We start from the raw sequence: 25,516 nt of genomic DNA, 5'->3' as shown, positions 1-25,516 counted from the left end.
AAAAATTTTGTTTATAAATTTTTTGCAAAAATCGCACACATTAAGTTAGTGTATATTAACTTAATGTTAAGAAATCGAATTTCTTAAATTTTATGAGTTTAAATCTGAATGTACTTGATTTTATCAAGCTTAGTTTTCAAAGGTTCGATAAAATCGTAATAAGAAGGTTTTATTTTTTCTTTCATAGGTTCTGCATCTGGAAGGTCTTGTTTATAAGGATCAACTTGTCTTCCATCAACCCAGAAACGATAACAAACATGTGGTCCTGTAGCTAAGCCTGTGCTTCCTACATAACCGATAATGTCTCCCTGCTTGACGTAGTCTCCCTTTTTAACAGCTCGACGAGACATGTGTAAATATTGTGTTGTGTACTTGTTTGTGTGTCTGACCTTAACATATTTGCCATTTCCTCTTGTATAGCCAGATATTGTGACAACACCATCGGCTGTTGACCAAATCGGAGTTCCTGTAGGCGCGGCATAATCTGTGCCTTTATGGGCTTTCCATCTTTTTTGAACAGGATGGAAGCGGCGTCTGGTGTAACGTGAAGAAATTCTACTGTATTCTAAAGGCGCTTTTAAAAAGAAGCTTCTCAATGTTTTAGCCTTTTCATCAAAATAATCTTTTCGACCTGTTAAAGAATCTATTTCAAAATTGAATGCATAAAACTCCCTTCCTTTATGTTTAAGAATAGCAGCTTCAACTTCTTGAAGACCCGCATAAACAGTGTCGTTAATGAATTTTTCTTTATAAACAAGTTTAAATTGATCTCCTTTTTGAAGTCTAAAAAAGTCAACACTCCATTGGTAAATCTCAGAAAAACGGCTTGCTAAAATATAATTTAACTCAGCATCGCTTATCGCTTGTGATAAAGAAGTCTTGATGACACCAGAGGTTGTTTTACGCTTAATAGTGACTGGCTTTTTACCTAATCGTCCTTTAATTGAGTCGCCTAAATCGATGACGGCATAATTGATACGGTCTTTTTCATAAATAAAATAACGACTTGTCTCAGTTGTGTCTTTATTTTTAAGAATGATATAAGGTTTACCTTTATTAATTCGTCTAAAGTTGATAATACTATCAGAGATATGTTGGGTGACTTGATAAACTTTCGCAGGGCTAACGCCTTTTTCATCCATAATAGAACCGAAAGTTTCCCCAGAACGAACGGTGTCGCGTTCGATACTGAAATCGTCAAGATTTAAACCATAACCGATCAAGGGTTTCTTTTCGATAACCTTAGTTGGTTTCTCTTCCTTGACTTTTTTGGATGCTGTTTTTTTATCATTTTGACATCCAGCGGCAAAAAGTAGCAAAGTGCCAAATAAAAAAAAGTATTTTGCTGTTTTCAAGAGCTTATTTTTCTGCAAAAATAGATTTTTTAGCTTTTTTAAAACCCAATTTTTGTTAAATTAAAATTGAGCTAAGTTGGATGAGTCTATTCCTTAATCTGGGATGATGCGAAAAGAGTGTTTAAGTCCTCGGAACTCAGTCAGTCTAGCAGTTAAAGATCCAACGGCTAATTTGGCTTCAATTTTTACTGGGATTTTGTTTTTATCATCTGTAATCCACATGGTTAGACTTTCTTTCTCTTCAAAAACACGACCTGCCATGACGTAAGGTCTAAATTTGAGAGTAGGTACTTTACCAAAATCTGTTGAAATTTTTTCACGACCTAAAAATTTAACTTGAAAAGGGAAGTTTTCTTCATCAAAAAATAAATTAACTTTAATCACATCTCCAGCTTTAATCTTTTTTCTATCAACTGTATTCCTAAGGTAATACAAAACTGAAATCATGTCTTGTGAGCCTTCCTTAAATGAAAAATGATTTGAGGTATTGTGTTTGCGATCGTAAACTTTGACTGAATTCGAATCGTGATTAAAAACAAGTTTCTTATCCTTAATATGTCCACCTTCATTAATTTTACGAACAAACATTTGAGGTAAATCAGTTTCAGGATCTATGTAAGATTTATATTCATCACGAACTTTGAAAAATATATCTAACAAGCCTGTCGATTTACCAAAACCATCAACAAATAAAACTTCTTTATTGTCGATTTCTGCTTTTTTAACTTTAAGTGTGGCTTCGCTGGCTTTAAACCAACCATATTTTATTTTAAATTTTAAATCTTCTCCAGCTTGATAAGCACTTTGTGCATAAGTGGCTGTAAGACTTAAAATAAAGACTATGGTGAGGAAATATGATTTTTTCAATTGTTTAGTTTTAATGGGTCAAGCCTGAAATATTCAAAAATCCTACCAAAGTCAATTGGCAGGATTTAATTATAGATTATTTAAGATTTCTAAAGTGTCCCTCTTAAACCTTGCTCTCGCTCAATAGACTGGAATAAGGCTTTAAAGTTACCTGCTCCAAATCCGCGTGCGCCCATACGTTGAATGATTTCTAAAAAGAGTGTTGGTCTATCTTGTACTGGCTTTGTGAAAATCTGTAAAAGATAACCTTCTTCATCAGCATCAACCATAATTCCAAGACTTTTTAATCTCTCGATATCTTCTCTTAATTCATGGTCAAATTCTTCTAACCTCCCAGGAATAGCTTTGTAATAATCATCTGGTGGAGTTGATAAAAACTCAATTCCTCTGGCTCTTAAATCAGAAACTGTTTTGATAATGTCGTCTGTAGAAACAGCAATATGCTGAACGCCTGGTCCTTCATAGAAATCAAGATACTCTTCAATTTGAGATTTTTTCTTTCCTTCTGCTGGTTCATTTATTGGAAACTTAATTCTACCGTTTCCATTACTCATCACTTTACTCATCAAAGCTGAGTATTCTGTGTGAATTTGTTTATCGTCAAAAGATAAGAAGTTGACAAAGCCCATCACATCTTCATACCATTTGACCCAAGTATTCATTTCGTTCCAGCCAACATTTCCGACCATGTGGTCAATGAATTTTAAACCAACAGGCTCTGGGTTGTAATCAGAAACCCATTTTTCATAACCTGGTAAAAATTGACCTTTATAGTTTTTGCGTTCAATAAACATGTGAACAGTTTCGCCATAAGTGTAAATTCCTGATTTAACAATTTCACCATGTTCATCTTTTTCAACAGTTGGTTCCATGTAAGATTTAGCACCTCTTTTTGTGGTTTCTTCCCAAGAAAGTTTAGCGTCCTCAACCCAAAGCGCGATCACTTTAACGCCATCACCATGTTTAACAATATGATCGTTAATCGGACTTTTTGAGTTAAGAGGTGATGTCAGAATAATTCTGATTTTATCTTGCATCACAACATAAGAAACGCTGTCTTTACTTCCTGTTTCTAAACCTTTGTAAGCATAAGTTTGAAATCCAAATGCTGATCTGTAATAATGTGCTGCTTGCTTTGCATTACCGACGTAAAGCTCAACGAAATCAGTACCTAAGAGTGGTAAAAAATCTTGCGCGCCCTCAAAAATTTTTTCTAAACCGTAATTGACGGACTCTACTTTTTTTGCCATAATTTTTAAATATTTTAGTTTTAGTGATTGTTTATTTTATTCAAGCCATGATTTATGGTAGCTGTCATCAGCGATTTTCATTCCTTCTTCAGTCACCTGAAGAGGTTTGAAAGTGTCAACCATCACGGCTAATTCTTCTGTTTCAGTTTTTCCAATGCTGCGTTCTGCTGCGCCAGGATGTGGCCCATGCGGAATGCCTGCGGGATGTAAAGAAATATGTCCTGCTTCAATGTCATTTCGACTCATAAAATCGCCATCAACATAATAAAGAACTTCATCACTGTCAATATTACTGTGATTATAAGGTGCAGGAATTGCTTCTGGGTGGTAATCGTAAAGTCTTGGACAGAAAGAACAAACCACAAACGCATCTGTTTCAAAAGTTTGATGTACTGGCGGCGGTTGATGCACGCGACCTGTGATAGGTTCAAAATCGTGAATTGAAAATGCGTACGGATAATTATAACCATCGTAACCCACAACATCAAAAGGATGTGTGGCGTAAACCATATCAAAAATACGGTCTTGTTTTCTCACTTTTATCAAAAAATCTCCTTTTTCGTCATTGGTTTCAAGCTCGTAAGGTTGCCTGATGTCGCGTTCGCAAAATGGAGAATGTTCGAGTAACTGGCCAAAATGATTCCTGTATCTCTTTGGTGTATATATTGGTCTTCTTGATTCAACAATAAAGAGTCTATTATCAGAAGTTTCAAAATCAATTTTATAAATCACACCACGAGGGACAAGTAAATAATCGCCGTATTTGAAATTTAAATTTCCGAATTGCGTGCGAAGTTTTCCTTTTCCTTTATGTATAAAAAGAAGCTCATCTGCATCCGCATTTTTGTAAAAATAATCTTTCGTTGATTGTCTTGGTGCTGCTAAAGTGATACTGCAATCACTGTTATGTAAAACCGTTTTTCTGCTCTCTAAAAAGTCATCTTCTGGCGTTGTTTTGAATCCGTGAAATCGATAAGATTTGATGTTATTCTCAATTGCGATTTTCGGACTGACATCATAAGAAGATTTGATCTCTTTTACCTGAGTTGGCCTATGGACATGATATAGATTGGACGACATGCCATCAAAGCCTATTGTGCCAAATAATTGTTCATAATAAAGTCCGCCATCAGGTTTTTTAAAAATTGTGTGGCGCTTATGCGGAATTTTTCCGAGTTTATGATAAAAAGGCATAGTTCTTATGTTTTTCCAAATATCTATAAAATAGATGTAAAAACGAAATAAAAAACTCATCATCATCAGAACTTAAACGTTAACTTTTTGAAGATTTGTCTTTTAAGGTTTTTCTTAAACTCAATTGGTTTTTTCCTTAAAATTTATCAATTAGCTTATATTTGCAAGCCAAAAAGAGAAATATTGAAGTGGTTGTTTGCAATTATCGGGTTTGCCTTTAGAGGATTTATAGGTTCTATTATTGGTTTTTTTATTGGCAGTATTTTAGAACGTATTTTCTTCTCATCTTCTAAGTCAAGTGACTCAGGTTCCTTTTTTGATATTTTCGATGAGTCACAAAAAGGAAGTGTTTCTCCATCGGATTTTGAGTTGAATCTATTGTCATTATCTTCTTTAGTGATTAAAGCTGACGGGCAAGTTTCTCAGTCTGAAATGGATTATGTACGCATGTATTTCGTTCAATCTTATGGAAAAGAACGTGCCAATGCAACTTTTAGAACTTTTAATAATGTTGTGAAAAACAGAGAGATTTCTGCAGATCGTATTTGCGCTTATCTCAGACCTCGCTTAAGTTATGAAGTGCGTTTGCAGGTATTACATTATTTATTTAACATCGCTAATGCCGATCAACATGTTTCAGATTCTGAAATGCGAGTGATCAGAAATATCGCGCAACACTTGAGAGTTGGTCTTCAAGATTTTGAGAGTATTAAGGCTATGTTCTTTCAATCGGCTGATAATGCTTATAAAATTCTTGAGATTGAAAAATCTGCTTCTGATGCTGAAGTTAAAAAAGCTTACAGAACCATGGCTAAAAAATACCATCCAGATAAATTACAACACATGGATGAAGTACACCAAAAAGGAGCTCAAGAGAAGTTTACAAAAGTGCAAGAAGCCTACGAGAAAATACAAAAGGAACGCGGTTTATAAAAAGCTTTTTTGTTAGAAGTTTTATTCCCTTTTAAGGTTTGATTCTACGCGTTTATCAATTAGCTTTTTTATCTTTACTCTAAATTTTTTCAGTCAAAAATGTCTTCTCCATCCATTGATCTTATTCTAAAAACGCTTCCGCAAAGTCCTGGAGTTTATCAATATTATGATAAAGAAGACAAGATTCTTTACGTCGGGAAAGCTAAAAATCTTAAAAAGCGGGTTTCCTCATACTTCACAAAAAAGCATGACAATCGCAAAACGGAGATTTTAGTTTCTAAAATTAAAGACATCAAACACATTGTTGTTGAGTCTGAAATTGATGCTTTATTACTTGAAAATAATCTGATTAAGAAACTCAAACCGCGTTACAATATTTTGTTACGTGACGATAAAACTTACCCGTGGTTATGCATCAAAAAAGAAAGATTTCCGCGTGTTTTCTCGACACGACATTTGATTAAAGATGGCAGTGAATATTTTGGACCTTATCCGACCAAAAATACGGTTAAAATATTATTAGAGTTGATTAACGGACTTTTTCAGCTCAGAACTTGTCATTACGATTTGTCTAAAGAAAAAGTAGAACAGGGAAAATATAAGCGATGTTTAGAATATCACATCGGTAATTGTATGGCGCCTTGTGAGGGTCTGCAAACAGAAGAAGAATATGCTGAGCAAATCAACTCAATCAGACGAATTTTAAAAGGAAATTTTAAAGATTCTTTAGATGCTTTTAAAAAACAAATGCAAACTTTAGCTGAAAACATGCGTTTTGAAGAAGCACAGAAGATTAAAGAAAAAATACAAGCACTTGAAAATTACCAAGCTAAATCAACTGTCGTCAACTCAAAAATTAGTGATGTTGATGTTTTTAGCATCAAAAGTGACGAGGCTTTTGCATATATTAATTTTCTACAAGTGAAGCATGGTGCAATCATTCGATCGCAAACACTTGAATTGAAAAAGAAAATGAATGAAGATGATAAAACTTTATTAGAGTTAGGCATCATCGAAATTCGTCAACGTTTTGAAGGCTTGTCAAAAGAAGTTTTAGTTCCATTTGAAGTTGATTTAGGCGAAAATATTAAAGTGACTGTGCCAAAATTAGGTGATAAAAAAGCTTTAGTCGATTTGTCACTGCGCAATGCTAAATATTACAGAATGGAGCGTTTTAAACAAATTAAAATCGTTGATCCTGAGCGGCACACCAATAGATTGATGGCGCAAATGAAAAAGGATTTACGTTTACATGAAGAACCACGTTATATCGAGTGTTTTGATAACTCAAATATTCAAGGCACAAATCCTGTGGCTGCCTGTGTTGTTTTTAAAAACGGAAAGCCAAGCAAGAAAGATTATCGTAAATTTAATATCAAAACAGTAAAAGGGCCAGATGATTTTGCCTCAATGGAGGAGGTTGTTTACAGAAGATATAAAAGATTGATGGCAGAAGATGAAGATTTGCCACAGCTGGTTATTGTTGATGGAGGTAAAGGTCAGTTGTCATCAGCATTGAAAGCTTTGGAAAGATTAGGCTTGCGTGGTAAATTGCCAATTATTGGTGTTGCAAAACGTTTAGAGGAGCTTTTTTATCCTGGAGATAAATATCCACTATATTTAGATAAAAAATCTGAAACATTAAAGATTATTCAGCGTTTAAGAGATGAGGCTCACCGCTTCGGCATCACATTTCACCGAAACAAGAGAAGCAAAGCAGCAATAGATACAGAACTCGAAAAAATACCTGGCATAGGTGAAAAAACAGCAATAGACTTATTGCGACATTTCCGATCTTTGTCAAAAATAAAAAAAGCTTCAAAAGAAGATTTAGCAGCAGTTGTTGGGGAATCTAGAGCACAAAAAATTATAGAATTTTATCAAGAGATAACTCATGAAAATTAAATTTTTAATCATTACGATTTTTACTGTGAGTTTGCTTTCAGCTCAAAACATAGATTTGGATTCCTTAAAGAATTCCAATAAAGATATACGTGTTGGGCTTGTCTTAAGCGGAGGTGGTGCTAAAGGTTTGGCACATATTGGCGTGATTAAGAAAATTGAAGAAGCTGGCATTCGAATTGATGAAATTGGAGGAACGAGCATGGGTGCTATTATTGGTGGACTTTATGCTGCGGGTTATACAACACATCAGTTGGACTCTGTTTTTAGACAAATGAATTTTAAAAAACTGATTCAAGATGATTTTCCTAGAGAATCTAAAACCTATTTTGAAAAGAAGCAATCTGTACGTTATGCAATTCGCTTGAATTTTGAAGACTTTAAGCCTACAATTCCCTCAGGTATTTCAAAAGGTCAAAACATCTACAATCTTTTAGCTCAACTCACAGCGCATATTCAAAATGAAAATTTTGATGAATTGCCTATTCCTTTTTATTGTATTGTGACAAATGTAGAAACAGGGAAAGCAGAAATACTAACAGAAGGAAGGCTAGCTGAAGCCATGGCTGCTAGTGGCTCCATTCCAACATTGTTTCGGCCAGTTAATATTGAAGATAAACTCTATATTGATGGAGGTGTTTTGAATAATTACCCTGTTGAAGAAATGAAAAAAAGAGATGTTGACTTCATCATCGGTGTCGATGTGCAAGACAGTTTAATGACGCGCGAAAACCTTAAAAGTGGCCTTGATATTTTTACACAAGTCAATAACTTCAGAACAATTAATGCGATGGAGCCTAAGCTGGCTTTAACCGATTTGTATATCAAACCAAATATTTCAGATTATACCATTATGTCTTTTGATAAAGGTTCTGAAATCATTAAACAGGGAGAAATTTCAGGTGATTCTGCTATGTTGGAACTAAACAAAATAGCAGCTTTACAAAAACCTCAAAAGACAAAAGATGAATTGAAGATTGTTGATAGTTTAGTCATAAAGTCTGTTAGAATTGATGGGGATTCAAAATATCCGAGAAGTTATATCGTCGGTAAATTAAATGTCGAGCAAAATATAAAAATACCTTATCAACAATTAAATAACGGCTTGAATAACTTGGCTTCTACAGATAATTTTAATAAAATACATTATAGTTTAGATAAGGATGACGATGGTTATATTCTTAGCCTTATGGATTATGAAAATAAAGTTGATACATATCTTAGATTTGGAGCGCATTATGACCAGTTATATAAAACATCAGCCCTAGTTAACTTTACTAGAAAAAGTCTTTTTTTAAAAAATGACCATACATCAATTGACTTTATTATTGGAGAAAATTTAAGATATGATTTTAGTTATTTTATTGATAAGGGTCGCTATTGGAGTATAGGGTTTAATTCAAAATATAACCGTTTTTCTGATGATGTTGATTTCCAGTTTATTGTTGATAATACGCAAATTCCGATTGCTGATGTAAATGAGGTACGTTTACTGTTTAAGGATTTTACAAATCAACTTTTTGTAGAAACGCGTTTATTCAGCAATATGAGATTTGGAATGGGTGCCGAGTATAAGCATTTGAGTGCAACCACAAATACAATTATCATTGACCAAAATGAAAATAATGAGGTAACAGAAGTTGATAATTCAATATTGACAAGTCCGTATGGATATTTTAAATACGACAGCCTTGATGATGTTTATTTTCCTTCTAAAGGTTTTCTTTTTGAAGGGAAAATGAATATTTATTTGCCTTTTTTTGATGATTATTCGGAGTTTTCTATTCTAAAAGGTCGTGTTTCAAAAGCTTTTAAAATCTCTCAAAGTCTTAATGCCTTCCTCTCAAGTGAAGTAGGTTTTACAATTGGTAATGAAGATTTAGCAAGTATGAATTTTTATTTAGGAGGTTACGGAAATCAAACCATCAATAACTTTCAGCACTTCTTGGGTTATGATTTTTTTACAATATCAGGAAATAGTTATATCAAAGGAGATATTCGCTTAGATTACAACTTTATGCAAAGTCATCATATTTTAGCTTACGCCAATTTTGCAAATCTTGATGATGATTTATTTAGTGATGGTGAATGGTTTACTGAACCTAGCTTCTCAGGTTATGCACTGGGTTATGGACTTGAAACTTTTTTAGGCCCAATACATTTAGTAGGTTCATATTCGCCAGAGGTGAAAAAGGCAGAATGGTATATCAGTATTGGTTATTGGTTTTAATCTTTAGTAAATCTCTCGTCAACTGGCATAACCGTGCCGCACTCATCACAAGTTCTTTTTTTCTCGTCACTATAAAAATCTTTGAAGTGGCTTAAAAAATCTTTTTCAATATCATTTAAGGTGAAAAAGACTTCATGGAGCTTGTGGTTACAATTATCACAAAACCACATTAAGCCGTCCTCACTGTCCAAGTTTGTTCTTTTGAGCTCAACGACTAAGCCAACTGAGCCTTCTTTTCTAACAGGGGAATGTGGAACTTTTGCAGGATTCAGATACATATCACCAGGACTTAATTTCATCGTTTTTTTCTTGCCTTCATCTTGAATATGTACTTCAATTTCACCTTCAAGCTGGTAAAATAATTCTTCAGTTTCATTGTAGTGATAATCTTTCCTGGCATTTGGCCCGCCGACCACCATAACGATAAAGTCACCAGCATCTTTGTAAATATTTTTATTTCCGACAGGTGGCTTTAACAAATCACGATTTTGTTCTATCCATTTATTTAAATTGAAAGGTGCTGAAACAGGCATAACGATATAGATTTTTCATAAAAGTAATTATTTGTTTTTAAAAGTGTCGATTTCAATTAAAAAAAATAATTTTACATGTAACAAAAAATGATAGTTAACAACAAATAATAAATTGGATATCATGAAAATTAGGAATTTTGTAAGCTTAGAATGGAAACAGTTTTCCAGGTCTTCTTATTTCCAAAAAGGTTTAGCAATCAAAATTCTTTTGGCTTTTGGAGCTTTATATTTCTTAGCAATGGCAATTTTTCTTGGTATTGGTGTTGTTTTTGGACTAGAAGAAGCCTTCCCAGAAAAAGATCCGTTTAAGGTTTTAAATAATTATTTGATATATTACGTGTTAGGTGATTTGGCTTTTCGTTATTTTCTGCAACAACTCCCTGTGATGAATATAAAGCCTTTACTAATTCTGCCTATTAAAAGGTCGGCGGTTGTCAGGTTTTTGCTTTTTAAAACAAATCTATCGTTTTTCAACATTCTGCCAATGTTTTTCTTTGTCCCTATCGCAGGTGTTTTGCTTTTTAAATCTTATGATGTTATTGGGACATTAGTTTGGTTGCTTTCATTTATTTGTATTGGTTTTTCTATTAATTACGCCAATTTTTTAATCAATAAAACTAAAGTTTACTTTTTCATAATCTTAGGCTTAGTCGCAACTTTGTTGGCTCTCAACTTTTACGGAATTATTGATATTGCAAGCTATTTCGGGACAGCTTTTTATGCGATTTATACAGATTTATATTGGATACTTATTCCGATGATTCTTCTGTATTTACTTTTCAAAATAAATTATAATTTCATTTTTAAGCAGTTTTATATCGACGGTGCTATTGTTGAAAAAGCATCTGACGTTAAATCTTATAACCTCAGTTTTTTAGATCGATTTGGTAAACTTTCAATTTTCTTGAAAAACGATGTCAAAATGATTTTAAGAAATGCACGTCCAAAACAAGTTTTGCTGACTTCATTTTTCTTTCTTTTTTATGGATTGATTTTTTACACACAAGACATGTATTCAGAGATTCCGGTCATTTTGGCATTTGCGTCAATGTTTATTACAGGTGGATTTTTACTCACTTTTGGTCAGCTTGTACCGTCTTGGGATAGTGAGTATTATAAATTGATGATGAGCCAGAATATTCCTTATCGTCAATATTTAGAATCAAAATTGTATTTGATGATTTTCGCAACCCTTATTTCCACAATTTTAAGTTTGCCTTATCTTTATTTTGGTTGGGATATTTACGCCATGATTCTAGCTGGCGGTTTGTTTAATATAGGTTTAAACACTTTTATTACACTTTATGGAGGTGCTCTCAATCGCGTGCCAGTTGAGCTGAATCAAAAAGCAAAAGCATTCTCAAACACAAATGGTTTTAGCCCAGCGCAACTCTTAATTAGCTTACCAAAAATATTTGGTCCAATGCTTTTATTCTACATACCTTATAAATTAATCAGCTTCGACGCAGGATTGATTGTGCTTGGTTTGAGCGGCGTTGTTGGGTTGTTGTTGAAAAATGTTTTTTTAAATAAAATTGAAAAAGTCTATCAGAAGGGCAAATATAAAACAATTGCTGCTTTTGACGAAAAGAAATAAACTATGGAAAATATACTTATCAATACTCAGAATCTGACTAAAGCCTATAAAGGTGTCGAGGTTTTAAACATCCCTGAATTAGAAATTCCTAAAGGACAAAGTTTTGGTCTAGTTGGAAATAATGGCGCTGGAAAAACAACTTTTTTCAGTATGCTTCTAGATTTAATTCAGCCAACAACAGGTCAGATTACAAGCAAAAATATTGTTGTGAGTGAAAGTGAAGATTGGAAACCTTTTACATCATCATTTATTGATGAAAGTTTCTTGATTGGTTATCTTACAGCTGAAGAATATTTCTATTTTATTGGAGATTTACGTGGCGTATCAAAAGCTGAAGTGGACGAATTACTAGCTGGTTTCTCTGATTTTTTTCATGGAGAAATTTTAAATCAAAAAAAATATTTACGAGATTTATCTAAAGGAAACCAGAAAAAAGTAGGTATTGTCGCAACTTTTATCGGAAATCCTGAAGTCATTATTTTAGATGAGCCTTTTGCAAATTTAGATCCGACAACACAGATTCGTTTAAAAAAGATTATCAAAGAATTATCAGACAATAATGAAGTCACAATCTTAATCTCCAGTCACGACTTGATGCATGTCACTGAAGTTTGCGAGCGTATTGTCGTTTTAAATAAAGGCGAAATTGTGAAGGATACACAGACAAGCGAGGCAACATTAGAAGAATTAAATGCATATTTTGGTCAAGAAGAGATGAATTGATGTCATAAAAAGTTCTTAATTTCTTTTAAAAATCTATTTTTGTAAGACATAATAAACAGGCTGAAAATTAGTTATGTTTGCGCTAGCTTTAATTATATGTTTAAAAAATCACTTCTTTACCTAGGTTTTTTCTCCTTTCTTATCTTGAGTCTTTCTGGTTGCTCCAGAAAAAAGGACAAATTTTTGAATCGAAATTTCCATGCAATGGGAACTTATTATAATATACTTTATAATGGGAATATTGCGTTAGAAGAAGGTCAAGAAGAATTACACGACTCGTATCAAGAAGATTATTGGAAGATTCTGCCAATTGAGCGCATGCAAGTTTTGCCAGATCAAGAACGTCTCGATGACGAAAATCGTAATGAAAAATTCATAAGAGCTGAAGAAAAGGCAACGAAGTCTATCCAAAAACACTCCATGTATGTTGGCGGCAAAGAATACAATCCGCAAATGGATGAAGCTTTTCTCTTGCTTGGTAAATCGCGATATTTTGATCAAAGATTTATTCCTGCGAAAGATGCTTTTAGCTTTATCTTGAATCACTATCCTAAAAGTAGTACTATCAATGAAGTCAAGATTTGGAATGAAAAAGCAAATATGCGTTTGGGTTATCATCAAGAAGCAATTGAAAATCTAGAAAATCTTATCAATACTAAAGAAATGGATGATGAGGTGCGTGTTTTGGCATTGACATCATTGGCTGAGGTTTATATCAAGGTTGACAATATTCCAGAGACAATTCCTGCGATTGATCAAGCGATTGACCTAACAAAAGATGATGCTTTAAAAGGCAGACTTTACTATATAAAAGGACAAGTTTATCAAGAACTTAATCAAAATGATAGCGCTCATTTAGCTTTTGAAAAAATTATAGAGCTCAATAGAAAGACACCGAGAACTTATAGAATTCACGCTTTTCTGGAACAAAAGAAAACAGAATCTTATGAGAATTTAGCTTATGATGAAACGGATCTGTTTTTCAATGAATTAATTGAAGACAGAGAAAATCGACCTTTTTTAGATTTTATCCATTATGAAAGAGCAGCCTATCTCAATCAGCTTGATTCCATTGATTTAGCAGTAGAATCGTATAACGCATCGTTAAAAGAAAGATCAGAAGATCCTTATTTAAAAGCACAAGCCTACAAAGATTTGGGCGATATTTACTTTAACCGTGCTTCATATCTTACAGCAGGGAAATATTATGATAGTACGCTCACTAACTTGACAGAAAGAACACGTGAGAAAATAAGAATTCAGAAAAAAAGAGAAAATCTGGATGATGTCATTAAATATGAAGCGATTGCAAATAAGAACGATAGTATTTTATATTTAGTTGATGCTTCTGAAAATGAGCGTTTAGCTTACTTTGAAAAGCATGTTGACTCACTTAAAGAGGAGGCGAAGAGTGTTTTCACTTCAGATAAAGCTTTGAAAATAGGTCAAGGTTTTAAACAAAGATCTTCGAGAGCTCCAGTGCAAGGCGCATCAGTTTTTTATAATGAAAATTTAAAACAACGCGCTTACAAACAATTTACAAAAACTTGGGGTGAGCTTAAACTAGCAGACAATTGGCGCATGAAACCTCAGAAGTCTGATGATGCAATAGCCCAAGGAGCTGATAGTGATGTCGACCCGATGGAAGAAGAATTCAAATCTCCAAAATACGATCCTGAAACTTATATTTCTCAAATTCCTACAGAACAAAAAGTTATTGACTCAATTTCTGATGATAGAAATTTCGCTTACTATCAATTAGGAATTATTTATAAAGAAAAATTCAAACGCTACGATTTGGCGACTGATAAATTGGAATCTGTTCTGAATCAAAACCCAGAGGAACGCCTTGTTTTACCTTCAAAATTTTATTTATACAAAATCTATCAAGATACAGGTGAAAGCTCAAAGGAGTTGAAATGGAAAAATGATATTTTACAAAATCATCCTGAATCTAATTACGCAAAAATTATTAGAAATCCAGAAGCATTTGCAAGTGATGCGAATAACCCACAAAATATTTATTACCAGACTTACAAGAAATATGAAAGTGGGGATTATGCTTCTGTCGTAGCGGAATGTAATGCTTATTCGGCGCAATTTACAGGAACAAATATTGTCCCTAAGTTTGAGTTGCTGAAAGCAAAAGCTATTGGACGTGTTGACGGGATGAAAGCTTACAAGAAGGCATTGAATTATGTTGCATTGACTTATCCGCAATCTAAAGAAGGAAAGTATGCGCAGGACAAATACAATCAATTAGATCAAAAAGTTGCAAAAGCTGAGTTTAACGATGAGGCTGAAGCAGATGAATTTAAACTTGTCTTCGAGATAACATCTGATGTTAATGTTAACGAGTTAAAAGAAACGACCAAAAATGAAATCCAAGAAATGGGCTATGGTTTTGACTTAACCAAAGATGCTTACAGTAATGATTTAACTTTCTTGGTTGTTCATGGTCTTAACTCAAAACTCGGTGGTCAAGGTTTGGCCAAGAAATTAGTTGAAAAGCTTGAAGAATTAAATTCGACTTCTTACTTTATAGCATCATCTCATAATTACAGGGTGATTCAGATTTATAAAATGAAAGAAGAATTCAAAAATAAATAAAACGATTATGTTTTCAGAAAAGAAAAAAGATCCAAAACAAGATTTGACAAAAGAACAAAACAAAATTGCTCAAGGCACAACATTCAAGGGTGATATTGAGTCTCAAGGAAGTTTCAGAATCGATGGTAAGGTGGAAGGAACAATTAAAACACCAGGACGAATTGTCGTTGGTAAATCAGGATGTGTAGAAGGAGAGGTTAAATGTCATAGTGCAGATTTTGAAGGCAAGTTTACAGGTAAATTAATTGTTGAATCCCAGTTGAGTTTAAAGTCATCCGCCCATATTGAAGGTGAAGTAATCACTGATAAATTATCTATTGAACCAGGAGCTTTATTTAATGCAACCTGCGTGATGAAAGATGGTGTTAAAACCTTGAATGATGAAAAAGGAAGGAAAAGAAAACAAAAAAAAGGAGAAACCGCTTAGTAACTGGGTTACTTTCTCAGGCTTAGCTTTTCAGATGATCATCGTGATTCTAGGAGGCGTCCTTTTGGGGATTTGGCTTGACGGTAAATATGAAAATAAATTTTCAGTATTTACAATATCTTGTTCCTTGTTAGGCGTTTTTATATCGCTCTATCAGGTTTATAAATCAGTCAAAGACTTAAATGATGATAATACATAAACAATCTTTTCTGAAATTCATCAAATATTTAATTCCATTTGCTGTTTTGTCGGGTTTGGTTCAGTATCTAATTATAGAAATAAGTTTAGATGTGAATATTTATTACCCAACCTTTATCACTTACATTTTTTTGTTTTTTATGACCTTGCTTATTTACACAGTTTTACTGATGATTGACAAGGCTTTTAGTGACAAAACAGGTTTTGCGTTTATAGGCTTAGGTTTGGTTAAAATGTTTTTTTCGATTATTTTTCTTCTTCCAGTTATTCTTAATGATTCAGATAATAATCACATCACTTTAGATATATTTAGTTTTTTCATTCCTTACTTTCTTTTCCTTTTATTCGAAACTTTATTTGTGGTGAAGCTGCTTCGAGCTAAGTAGAACTATTTCAATAAAATAGGGCTAATTGATAAGAAAGTATATTTTTTATAGCAAGGCTTTCTAATAAAGATTAAAAGTATATCTTTGCACCGAAATTTTAGAGAGCACAATTCGGGTACTATGAAAGCAAACCAATCTTTAAGGATAGTAATGGCGCTAACATTAGCTTTTACAATGTTACCATTTGCATCATTTGCTAATAAAGATATCGCAGAAGCGGAAGAAGAATTTAACCCTACAGATATGATTATGCATCATATTGGTGATGCGCATGGGTGGCACTTTTTTGGAAGTGGTGATAATTCTTTTACACTTCCTTTACCTGTTATATTATATACAGATGCTGGTCTGGTGGCTTTTATGTCAAGCGAATTTCATCACGATGTTGAAGGTCAAAATGTTGTAGAAAGAGATGGATTGAAGTTCGTGAATTATCATGAAGGAATCTATCAGTTAGATGCTGGTGAAAATACTTTAAAGATGGGTGAGGATGGCTATCCTGCAAATGCAGTTGAGCCGCTTGATTTATCTATCACTAAAAACGTTGCTGCAATGTTTTTAACTGTGATTGTCATGTTGTTCTTTTTCTTAAGCTTGGCAAGTCATCACAAGAAAAACGCTCATGCGCCTAAGGGTATGAATAATGCTTTAGAGGCCTTAGTTCTTTTTGTTAGAGATGATATTGCAAAACCACAAATAGGTGAGAAAAAATATAAGAAGTTTATGCCTTTCTTGTTGACAGTCTTTTTCTTTATTTGGGTGACAAACCTTTTAGGTCTTTTGCCTGGTGCAGCCAACGTTACTGGAAATATATCGGTGACAGTTGCTTTAGGTTTGTTTACCTTGATTTTAATTGTTTTTAATGGTAATAAGGATTACTGGGCTCATATTTTTTGGATGCCAGGCGTGCCTGTTCCAGTAAGAATTTTATTAGCTCCAATTGAATTGATTGGTTTGTTTATCAAGCCTATTGCTTTGATGATTCGTTTATTTGCGAATATTACAGCAGGACATATCATCATTCTTAGTTTGCTAGGTTTGATTTTTATATTAGAAAACGTAGGTGTAGCTGGTATTTCGGTGCCCTTTGCATTATTTATTATGGTATTAGAGCTTTTAGTTGCATTTCTACAAGCTTTTATTTTTACAATGCTATCGGCGCTTTTTATAGGGGCAGCCGTACAAGAACATCATTAATTTTAATTTTTTAATTTTTTAATTTTTTTTACTATGGAGTTATTATATGTAGGATTAGCAGCTTTAGGAGCTGGTTTAGCAGTTTTTGGAGCAGCATTTGGTGTTGGTAAAATCGGTGCGTCAGCTATGGAAGCGATCGCTCGTCAACCAGAGGCAGCAAACAAAATCCAAACTGCAATGATTATTGCTGCGGCACTTGTTGAAGGTGTTGCGTTATTCGGTGTAGTAGCAGCTTTATTAGGTGTGCTTAAGTAAAACATTGAACAAAAGTACTTCTCTCTAACGATTGGTTAGAGAGAAGTACTTTAATTAAAAAATTAAATTAATACTAGATATTATTTAAACTATGGAGTTAATAAAACCTGATTTTGGATTGTTCTTTTGGCAAGTAATCGTTTTGTTAATCTTGATCTTCTTGATGTCAAAATACGCTTGGAGACCTATTTTAGGGTCGATAAGAAAACGAGAAGAGTCTATTAATGACGCTTTAGCATCTGCTGAAAAAGCAAAGCTTGAGATGGCAAATCTTAAAGCTGATAACGAGAAAATGCTTCAAGAGGCGCGTGCTGAACGTGACGAAATGTTGAGAGAAGCGCAGCAGATGAAAAAGAATATTATTGCTGAGGCAACAGAAGATGCAACAGTTAAATCAAATGACATCCTTAACAAAGCGCAAGAAGTGATTCAGGCTGAGAAAAAGGCTGCTATTAAAGAAATTAAAGCACAGGTTGCAGAACTTTCAATTAATATTGCAGAAAAGGTTGTCAAAAAAGAATTAAATAGTGACAAAGCTCAAATGGAACTTGTCAACAAAATGCTTGACGACGTTAAAGCTAACTAAACTATGAGTAGAAGAGCAGCATACCGATATGCAAAAGCTACGATTGAGCTTTCGCAAGAGCAAAATAAGCTAGAGGCAGTCTATAGGGATATGGAATTAATCCATCTCACAATAGATCAGAATAAGGAACTGAGAGCTGTCTTGATTAGTCCTGTCGTTAAATTATCAACTAAACTTGATATAGTGGTTGATGTTTTTAAGCAAACGGATCAATTGGTGCAAGAACTTTTCAAAACATTAGCAATTAACAATAGAATTGATATTCTGATGCTTGTTGCTGTTGAATTTATTTCTAAATATAAAGATCTCCACAATATTCAGGAAGCAACTGTTGTAACTGCAACTGCTTTAACTCCTGAAGTTGAGGCAAAAGTTCAAGAAACAATTAAAAATGTTACTGGCTATTCTGCGAAGATTAAAAACGAAATTGATGAATCTATTTTAGGTGGATTTATATTGAAACTGAAAGACTTGCAGTTTGATGCAAGTGCACAAGGTAATTTAAACGCCTTGAAAAGAGAATTTTTAAATTAAAAGCAACGGTCCTTGTGACCATTTAATGCAACAATAAAGTTATGGCTGAAGTAAATCCTGCTGAAATTTCGGCAATTTTAAAAAAGCAAATTTCAGGCTTCGAATCTGAAGCATCATTAGAAGAAGTTGGAACAGTATTACGTGTTGGTGATGGTATTGCCAACGTTTATGGCTTAACCAATGCTGAATATGGCGAATTAGTCGAATTTGAAAGTGGCTTAAACGGAATGATACTTAACCTTGAAGATGATAGTGTTGGTGTCGTTTTGTTTGGAACATCTTCTGAAATTAGAGAAGGAGACACTGTTAAACGTACGAAACAAATTGCTTCTATCAATGTTGGAGAAGGGATTGTAGGTCGTGTTGTGAACACACTTGGTGAACCAATTGACGGTAAAGGTGCTATTGAAGGTGAAACCTTCAAAATGCCGCTTGAGCGTAAAGCGCCAGGTGTTATTTATCGTGAACCTGTAACTGAACCTATGCAAACTGGTGTTAAAGCTATTGATGCAATGGTTCCTGTTGGTCGTGGTCAACGTGAGCTTGTGATTGGTGACAGACAAACTGGTAAAACAACTGTTTGTATCGATACTATCCTGAACCAAAAAGAATTTTACGATAGAGGCGAGCCAGTTTTTTGTATCTACGTCGCTATTGGTCAAAAAGCTTCTACTGTTGCAGGTATTGCTAACTTATTAGAAGAGAAAGGTGCTTTAGCTTACACAACTATTGTTGCAGCAAATGCATCAGACCCTGCGCCAATGCAGGTCTATTCAGCAATGGCAGGTGCTGCTATTGGAGAGTATTTTAGAGATACAGGTCGTCCGGCATTAATTGTTTATGATGATTTATCCAAACAAGCAGTTGCTTACCGTGAGGTTTCTTTATTATTAAGACGCCCGCCAGGTCGTGAAGCATACCCTGGTGATGTTTTCTTCTTGCACTCAAGATTATTAGAGCGTGCAGCTAAAGTGATCAATGATGATGATATCGCTAAACAAATGAATGATTTACCTGAATCTTTAAAAGATAAAGTGAAAGGTGGAGGTTCTTTGACTGCTTTACCAATTATTGAAACGCAAGCGGCTGACGTTTCTGCATATATTCCTACAAACGTTATTTCGATTACTGATGGTCAAATTTTCTTGACAACTGATTTATTTAACTCTGGTGTTCGTCCAGCAATTGATGTTGGTATTTCTGTATCACGTGTTGGTGGTTCAGCTCAGATTAAATCAATGAAGAAAGTTGCAGGAACATTAAAACTTGACCAAGCACAATATAGAGAGCTTGAAGCTTTTGCTAAGTTCGGTTCTGATTTAGATGCTTCAACAATGGCAACTATTGAGAAAGGTAAACGTAACGTTGAGATTCTTAAGCAAGGCGAGTCAAGTCCATTCCCAGTTGAACACCAGGTTGCAATTGTTTATGCGGGTTCTAAAAACCTTTTAAGAAATGTACCAGTTGATCAAGTGAAAGCATTTGAAACTGATTACTTAAATTTCTTAGAAATGAAACATAGAGAAGATGTTCTTGATGTTTTAAAATCTGGAAAATTAACTGATGAAGTGACTGATACACTTCAGAGAGTGGCGAAAGAAATCGCTGAAAAATTTACAAATTAGATTGTAAAGAGTAGGTTTTCATAAACCTACTCTTTCTAATTATTCATTGATTAGAATATGGCTAACTTAAAAGAATTAAGAAATAGGATTACCTCTGTTTCATCAACGATGCAGATCACGAGTGCCATGAAGATGGTTTCGGCTGCAAAGTTGAGCAAAGCTCAAGATGCAATTACAAGAATGCGTCCTTATGCTGAAAAATTAACAGAACTACTTCAAAATCTTAGTGCTTCTCTTGATGGTGAGGCGCAAAGTCCTTACACGGTAGTTAGACCAGTGAGTAAGGTTTTGATCGTTCCGATTTCATCAAATAGAGGTTTGGCTGGAGCTTTCAATACAAATATTGTGAAGCGTTCAAAACTCGTTTCAAAACAATTTGATGATGCAGCGACAATTGATTTATTGACAATTGGTAAAAAAGCCGATGATGTTCTCAAGAAAGATTTCAATGTTATTCATAATAATAACGAGATTTTTGATCATTTAGAATACGATAATGTTAAAGAGATTGCTGAGTATTTGATGAAGTCTTATGCTGAAGGTCAATATGATAAAATCATATTGGTTTATAATAGCTTTAAAAATGCTGCAACTCAAATTATTAAAGAAGAGCAATTTTTACCTTTAGAAACTGAAGTTGGTGAGACCAAAGTTTCGCCAAATGCGACTGAATATATCTACGAACCTAATAAGGTTGATATCATTCAAGAGTTGATACCTAAATCTTTAAAAATACAATTGTTTAAAGCCTTAAGAGATTCTGTAGCTTCTGAACATGGTGCGCGTATGACTGCAATGCACAAAGCAACAGACAACGCAACTGAATTAAGAGATGACCTTAAGCTTTCTTATAACAAAGCTAGACAGGCATCGATTACTAATGAAATTTTAGAGATTGTTGCAGGAGCTGAAGCTTTAAGTGCTTAAATTAAATAAGCTTCTTTTAGAAATCAGAAGCTGATCTCAAATAAAAAATCCTCGATTGATATTTCAATCGAGGATTTTTTGTTTGTGATCTAAATTTAAAAGTTTAATCAACTTCTTTAATCAAGTGGATGTAGACAGGGAAGTGATCACTGTATCCGCCAGTAAAACCACCATCAGCAAATGATCTGAAAGGATAACCTTTATATCTGCCTTCAGATGTTTGAAGGAAATTAGCATTGTAAATTCCGGCTTTATACATTTGGTAGCTCGAGTAATCTTTAGTGATCAATGATTTGCTCACCATGATCTGATCAAATAAATCCCAAGTATCTCTCCAAGCAATTGTACCAATTCCTCTTTTAAAGAGTTTGTCAAATGGGTTATATAGCTCTTTCGATTTTACTTGTCTCTTTTTACCTTTTGCGTGTAAGTGATCAGTAATACTTTTGTTGTAAGGTCCGTCATTGAAATCCCCCATCATCATGATTTTTGCATTCGGATCATTGCTCATAACAGAGTCAACAACGGAGCGAGAAGATTTAGCTGCTTTAATTCTGTTAGCTTCTTCACTACCTCTCGATGGCCAGTGATTCACCATAAAGTGAATTTCATCACCATCTAATAAGCCTTTCACGTATAATTGATCTCTTGTATAATCTCTTTTCGTGCTGCTACCATTTCTATACATAATCAGTTCTTTTCTACCTGTATGTGTCGGTTTAAAAATACCTTTTTGATAAAGTAAAGCAACATCGATTCCTCTTTCATCAGGAGAGTCGTAATGCACAATTCCGTAATTGTATTTCTTTAATTTAGGCTCATTAACAAGGTCTTGTAAAACATCAAAGTTTTCAATTTCAGCAAGGCCAACAATTGCAGGAGCGTTTTGTGACAATTCAGCACCAATGCGTTTAATCACATTTGCAAGGTTTTTTTGTTTCTTGATGTAAACATCGCCTCTAATGCTTTCTCTCATTTCCATGATAGGACTAGCCTCATCATTTTTTTTCGGATCGTTAATTGTATCGAATAAATTTTCAACATTATAAAATGCAACAGTTGTCACTTTATAATCTTTTTTCTGAGCAAAACTAAATGTTAAACTCAGACAAGTAACGATTGTAAATAGTTTTAATTTAGACATAATTATTTGGATATTATTTTTGTGTTAGGCCTTAAATTTAAGTACGTAAAATTAATGAATTAATAATTAATCACTACCTTTGTTGTCCTCTTTTATCTGTTAATAAAAGAAAAAATTTAACTTTAAATTAGCAACATGCGTAGACTACAGATTTATGGCTTCTTCGCTTTTTTATTTACCATTCAAATGTTTGCTCAGCAGACTAATGTGGTTGGAAAAGTTTTTGAAGATGTCTCAGGAAAAAGTATTCCTGGAGCGACTGTCACTATTGAAGGATCTGATTTTAGTGTTGAGACACTAAAGGACGGATCTTTTACATTTGAGGGGTTAAACCTACCTCTTGGTGAACATTTTTTAATTGTTGATGAAGAAGAGTTTTCGACAGGTCGGTATCCAATTGTTATTAACGAAGGCGAAACACTTGATGTGGGGACTTTGTTTTTAGAATTTGATATTGCACAAGAAAATCTTCAAATCAGTACAATTAGTTTGACGGACAATGAGCTTGATGGTGATGATGCTTCGGCATACAACATCTCAGGTTTGTTAGCATCTTCACAAGATGCATTTTTAAGAGCTGCTGCTTACGATTTTTCTGCTGCGTTTTTTAACCCAAGAGGACTGGATAATGCAAGCGGTAAAGTTTTGATCAACGGTTTGGAAATGAATAAAATTTATTCTGGTCGCCCATCATGGGGGAACTGGGGTGGATTGAATGATGTTCAGCGTAACCGTGTTTTTGTGAGAAACTCAAAAGCAAGTGATTACAATTTTGGTGATGTTGGTGGTACAACTAATATTATTATGAGAGCTTCTAAAATGCGTCAAGGAGGTCGTGTTTCTTATGCGTCTTCTAACAGAAGTTACCAAGGTCGTGTGATGGGAAGTTACAACTCAGGTGCTTTAGAAGGTGGTTGGTCTTACTCTGTTCTTCTTTCACGTCGTTTTGGTGAAGAAGGTTTTAAGGACGGAACCCTTTATGATGCTAATTCATTTTTCGTCGCTGTTGAAAAAGAGTTGAATGATAAGCATAGCTTAAATTTTACAGGCTTTTACGCGCCTAACAGAAGAGGGATGAGTACTTCTTTAACTGAGGAGGTTGTCGCGCTTAAAGGGAGAAGCTATAACCCAAACTGGGGGTGGCATGGTGATGATAAGCGTAACTCTAAAATTCGTAAAACCGAAGAACCAGTTTTTATGCTGAACCATTACTGGGATATCAATGAAGATATTAAGTTAAATACTAACGTTGGCTACCAAACCGGATTTATGTCAACAACACGTATTGATAATGGTGGTACACGTTTGGAAATTGATCCAAATACTGGTGAGCCATTTTACTTAGGTGGTGCGAGAAATCCATCAGCTAATTATTACCAAAACTTGCCGAGTTACCATTTACAAGATGACAACCCAACACCTGCTGATTTTCAAAGTGCTTACCAGGCAAGAGAAGCTTTTGTTAACGGAGGTCAATTAGATTGGGGTAGCCTTTACAGTGGTAACCGTAACTTTAAAGGAAACAATTCTGTTTACGCTTTATACAGTGACAGAGTTGAAGATTCTAAAATTATGGCAAACTCTATCTTAACAGCTAAAATCAATGAAAACATGACTTTAAACGGTCGTTTGAATTATAAAAAGCTGAACAGTGAGAACTTTGCTCAAATGGAAGACTTACTTGGGGGTCAAAGTTATTTAGATATTGACTTCTTTGCTGAAGAATCAGGCTTTATTTCAGGTGTTGCTCAAGATCTCGCACAATCAGATTTAAATAATCCTAACCGTCTTGTTTATGAAGGTGATCGTTATAAATATAACTATGAAATTGATGCTGAAGTTTATGATGCTTTTGCACAAATGCAATTCAAATATAATCGCTTAGATTTTTACGTTGGTGGTAAAGTTGGTCAAACAAATTACCAAAGAACTGGTCTTTACGAAAACGGATTCTTCCCCGGTGCTGGATCTTTTGGTAAAGGAGAGAAACTTGATTTTACAACATTTGGAGGTAAACTAGGTGGGGTTTATAAAATCACGGGTCGTCACTTAATTGATATGAACCTTTCTTATGCTCAAGATGCACCGACTATTAGAAACTCTTATAGTAACGCACGTCAAAACCATGAAGTTATTGATGGTTTAACTGAAGTCACAAGTCAATCTTTAGATGTAAGTTACATCTATAAATCACCATTACTAAATGCACGTGTTACTGGTTTTTATGCTGGTTTTCAAGATGAAACAAATGTAGCCTTTTATTTTACTGAAGATATTACTGGCTTGCCTGCTGATGATGGAAGTGCTTTTGTACAAGAAGTCATGTCGGGTATTGATAGAAAACACTATGGCGTTGAGTTTGGTGTTGAAGCACAAATTTTGCCAACATTAAAATTGAAAGCAGCAGGTTCTGTAGGAAATTATATCTATGATAATAATCCTAATATATACTTGACAAGTCAAGATTTCCCAGGAAAACAATTAAGTTTTGGAGACGGAAAAACTGACATGAAAAAGCTTCACGTTTCTGGTGGGCCAGAGCGTGTTTTCCAATTAGGTTTCGAGTACAGAGATCCTAATTATTGGAATGTTGGTGTCACAGCGAACCATTTCTCAAATTCTTATATTTCACCTAGTGGATTGCTAAGATCAGACAACTTTGCGCTTGATTATGATGGTGTTAAATTCGTAGATTACGATAATGAAGAAGCAAGAGGCTTATTAAAGCAAGAGAAGTTTGATGATTATATGCTTGTGAATTTGACAGGAGGAAAATCTTGGAGAGTTGGTGATAAGTATATTGGTTTCTTCGCAGTGGTGAGTAACCTTTTTGATGAAGTTTATAAAACAGGAGGTTTTGAACAAACCAGAAAATCAAACTTTAACACAAGAGGAGAAGATATGAGCCGCTCTAACGGTGCCGTTTTTGGTAACCGTCATTACTATGGTTACGGAACAACCTATTATTTAAATGTTTACCTAAGATTTTAATAAAATATAAATTCAGATGATAATGAAAAATTTAAGAATAAATTATTTTTTG

The 25,516-nt window shown here is 34.2% G+C and carries 22 protein-coding genes; 16 read left to right on the top strand and 6 right to left on the bottom strand.

Going from position 1 to position 25,516, the window contains the following annotated elements:
* Positions 1-98: 98 nt before the first annotated feature.
* The 4 genes from BLV84_RS01685 to BLV84_RS01670 all read right to left on the bottom strand — a co-directional run bounded on the left by BLV84_RS01685 (position 99) and on the right by BLV84_RS01670 (position 4,666).
* Positions 99-1,355 (bottom strand): M23 family metallopeptidase, encoded by a 1,257-nt coding sequence (locus BLV84_RS01685; RefSeq protein ID WP_234953064.1) that lies wholly within the window; start codon positions 1,353-1,355, stop codon positions 99-101.
* Positions 1,356-1,448: 93 nt separating this feature from the next.
* On the bottom strand, positions 1,449-2,222 hold the full coding sequence (locus tag BLV84_RS01680) for a DUF3108 domain-containing protein (RefSeq protein ID WP_093238527.1): 774 nt from the start codon (positions 2,220-2,222) through the stop codon (positions 1,449-1,451).
* Between the two features lie 89 nt (positions 2,223-2,311).
* A complete protein-coding gene (gene hppD, locus BLV84_RS01675; RefSeq protein WP_093238524.1) occupies positions 2,312-3,472 on the bottom strand; it encodes a 4-hydroxyphenylpyruvate dioxygenase in 1,161 nt (386 codons plus the stop codon).
* Between the two features lie 36 nt (positions 3,473-3,508).
* A complete protein-coding gene (locus BLV84_RS01670) occupies positions 3,509-4,666 on the bottom strand; it encodes a homogentisate 1,2-dioxygenase (protein WP_093238521.1) in 1,158 nt (385 codons plus the stop codon).
* 180 nt (positions 4,667-4,846) lie between these two features.
* Here BLV84_RS01670 and BLV84_RS01665 point away from each other — a divergent pair, with 180 nt between their 5' ends.
* From BLV84_RS01665 to BLV84_RS01655, 3 genes are all read left to right on the top strand, one after another.
* Positions 4,847-5,599 carry a TerB family tellurite resistance protein gene (locus BLV84_RS01665; RefSeq protein ID WP_093238796.1) on the top strand — a complete coding sequence of 251 codons (753 nt, stop codon included), beginning with the start codon at positions 4,847-4,849 and terminating at the stop codon, positions 5,597-5,599.
* Positions 5,600-5,698: 99 nt separating this feature from the next.
* Positions 5,699-7,504 (top strand): excinuclease ABC subunit UvrC, encoded by a 1,806-nt coding sequence (uvrC, locus tag BLV84_RS01660; protein WP_093238518.1) that lies wholly within the window; start codon positions 5,699-5,701, stop codon positions 7,502-7,504.
* Complete coding sequence (locus BLV84_RS01655) at positions 7,494-9,731, top strand: patatin-like phospholipase family protein (protein ID WP_093238515.1); 2,238 nt, start codon at positions 7,494-7,496, stop codon at positions 9,729-9,731. Before uvrC ends, BLV84_RS01655 begins: the two co-directional genes overlap by 11 nt.
* Here the strand turns inward: BLV84_RS01655 and BLV84_RS01650 are convergent.
* Positions 9,728-10,264 carry a 3-hydroxyanthranilate 3,4-dioxygenase gene (locus BLV84_RS01650; RefSeq protein ID WP_093238512.1) on the bottom strand — a complete coding sequence of 179 codons (537 nt, stop codon included), beginning with the start codon at positions 10,262-10,264 and terminating at the stop codon, positions 9,728-9,730. The genes BLV84_RS01655 and BLV84_RS01650 overlap by 4 nt on opposite strands.
* Positions 10,265-10,385: 121 nt before the next feature.
* On the opposite strand from BLV84_RS01650, the gene BLV84_RS01645 reads away from it, so the two are divergent.
* The 12 genes from BLV84_RS01645 (at position 10,386) to atpG (ending at position 21,329) form a co-directional block, all read left to right on the top strand.
* A complete protein-coding gene (locus tag BLV84_RS01645) occupies positions 10,386-11,861 on the top strand; it encodes a DUF5687 family protein (RefSeq protein ID WP_093238509.1) in 1,476 nt (491 codons plus the stop codon).
* A gap of 3 nt (positions 11,862-11,864) precedes the next feature.
* Positions 11,865-12,584: an ABC transporter ATP-binding protein gene (locus BLV84_RS01640; RefSeq protein ID WP_093238506.1), complete on the top strand. Its 720-nt coding sequence runs from the start codon at positions 11,865-11,867 to the stop codon at positions 12,582-12,584.
* Between the two features lie 96 nt (positions 12,585-12,680).
* The gene (porW, locus tag BLV84_RS01635; RefSeq protein WP_449421142.1) at positions 12,681-15,194 is read left to right on the top strand and encodes a type IX secretion system periplasmic lipoprotein PorW/SprE; all 2,514 of its coding nucleotides are present in this window, start codon (positions 12,681-12,683) and stop codon (positions 15,192-15,194) included.
* A gap of 7 nt (positions 15,195-15,201) precedes the next feature.
* A complete protein-coding gene (locus BLV84_RS01630; RefSeq protein ID WP_093238500.1) occupies positions 15,202-15,621 on the top strand; it encodes a bactofilin family protein in 420 nt (139 codons plus the stop codon).
* Positions 15,575-15,820 (top strand): AtpZ/AtpI family protein, encoded by a 246-nt coding sequence (locus tag BLV84_RS01625; RefSeq protein ID WP_093238497.1) that lies wholly within the window; start codon positions 15,575-15,577, stop codon positions 15,818-15,820. Before BLV84_RS01630 ends, BLV84_RS01625 begins: the two co-directional genes overlap by 47 nt.
* Positions 15,807-16,205, top strand: a complete 399-nt coding sequence (locus BLV84_RS01620; protein WP_143521309.1) for a hypothetical protein — start codon at positions 15,807-15,809, stop codon at positions 16,203-16,205. The genes BLV84_RS01625 and BLV84_RS01620 overlap by 14 nt, the downstream gene beginning before the upstream one ends.
* Before the next feature lie 120 nt (positions 16,206-16,325).
* The gene (gene atpB, locus BLV84_RS01615; RefSeq protein WP_093238491.1) at positions 16,326-17,402 is read left to right on the top strand and encodes a F0F1 ATP synthase subunit A; all 1,077 of its coding nucleotides are present in this window, start codon (positions 16,326-16,328) and stop codon (positions 17,400-17,402) included.
* Positions 17,403-17,435: 33 nt separating this feature from the next.
* Positions 17,436-17,657, top strand: coding sequence for an ATP synthase F0 subunit C (atpE, locus tag BLV84_RS01610; protein WP_093238488.1), 222 nt, complete (start codon positions 17,436-17,438; stop codon positions 17,655-17,657).
* Between the two features lie 91 nt (positions 17,658-17,748).
* Positions 17,749-18,243 carry a F0F1 ATP synthase subunit B gene (locus tag BLV84_RS01605; RefSeq protein ID WP_093238485.1) on the top strand — a complete coding sequence of 165 codons (495 nt, stop codon included), beginning with the start codon at positions 17,749-17,751 and terminating at the stop codon, positions 18,241-18,243.
* A 3-nt stretch (positions 18,244-18,246) separates the two neighbouring features.
* Positions 18,247-18,777: an ATP synthase F1 subunit delta gene (gene atpH, locus BLV84_RS01600; protein WP_093238483.1), complete on the top strand. Its 531-nt coding sequence runs from the start codon at positions 18,247-18,249 to the stop codon at positions 18,775-18,777.
* A 41-nt stretch (positions 18,778-18,818) separates the two neighbouring features.
* Positions 18,819-20,402 (top strand): F0F1 ATP synthase subunit alpha, encoded by a 1,584-nt coding sequence (atpA, locus tag BLV84_RS01595; protein WP_093238480.1) that lies wholly within the window; start codon positions 18,819-18,821, stop codon positions 20,400-20,402.
* 57 nt (positions 20,403-20,459) lie between these two features.
* On the top strand, positions 20,460-21,329 hold the full coding sequence (atpG, locus tag BLV84_RS01590; RefSeq protein WP_093238477.1) for an ATP synthase F1 subunit gamma: 870 nt from the start codon (positions 20,460-20,462) through the stop codon (positions 21,327-21,329).
* Between the two features lie 103 nt (positions 21,330-21,432).
* Here atpG and BLV84_RS01585 read toward each other — a convergent pair whose 3' ends face one another.
* Positions 21,433-22,473, bottom strand: coding sequence for an endonuclease/exonuclease/phosphatase family protein (locus BLV84_RS01585; protein WP_093238474.1), 1,041 nt, complete (start codon positions 22,471-22,473; stop codon positions 21,433-21,435).
* 135 nt (positions 22,474-22,608) lie between these two features.
* On the opposite strand from BLV84_RS01585, the gene BLV84_RS01580 reads away from it, so the two are divergent.
* Complete coding sequence (locus BLV84_RS01580; protein ID WP_093238471.1) at positions 22,609-25,464, top strand: carboxypeptidase regulatory-like domain-containing protein; 2,856 nt, start codon at positions 22,609-22,611, stop codon at positions 25,462-25,464.
* Positions 25,465-25,516: the final 52 nt, after the last annotated feature.

The organism is Psychroflexus halocasei, assembly GCF_900107595.1.
Lineage (GTDB): Bacteria > Bacteroidota > Bacteroidia > Flavobacteriales > Flavobacteriaceae > Psychroflexus > Psychroflexus halocasei.
This window is presented reverse-complemented; position numbering and strand designations above follow the sequence as displayed.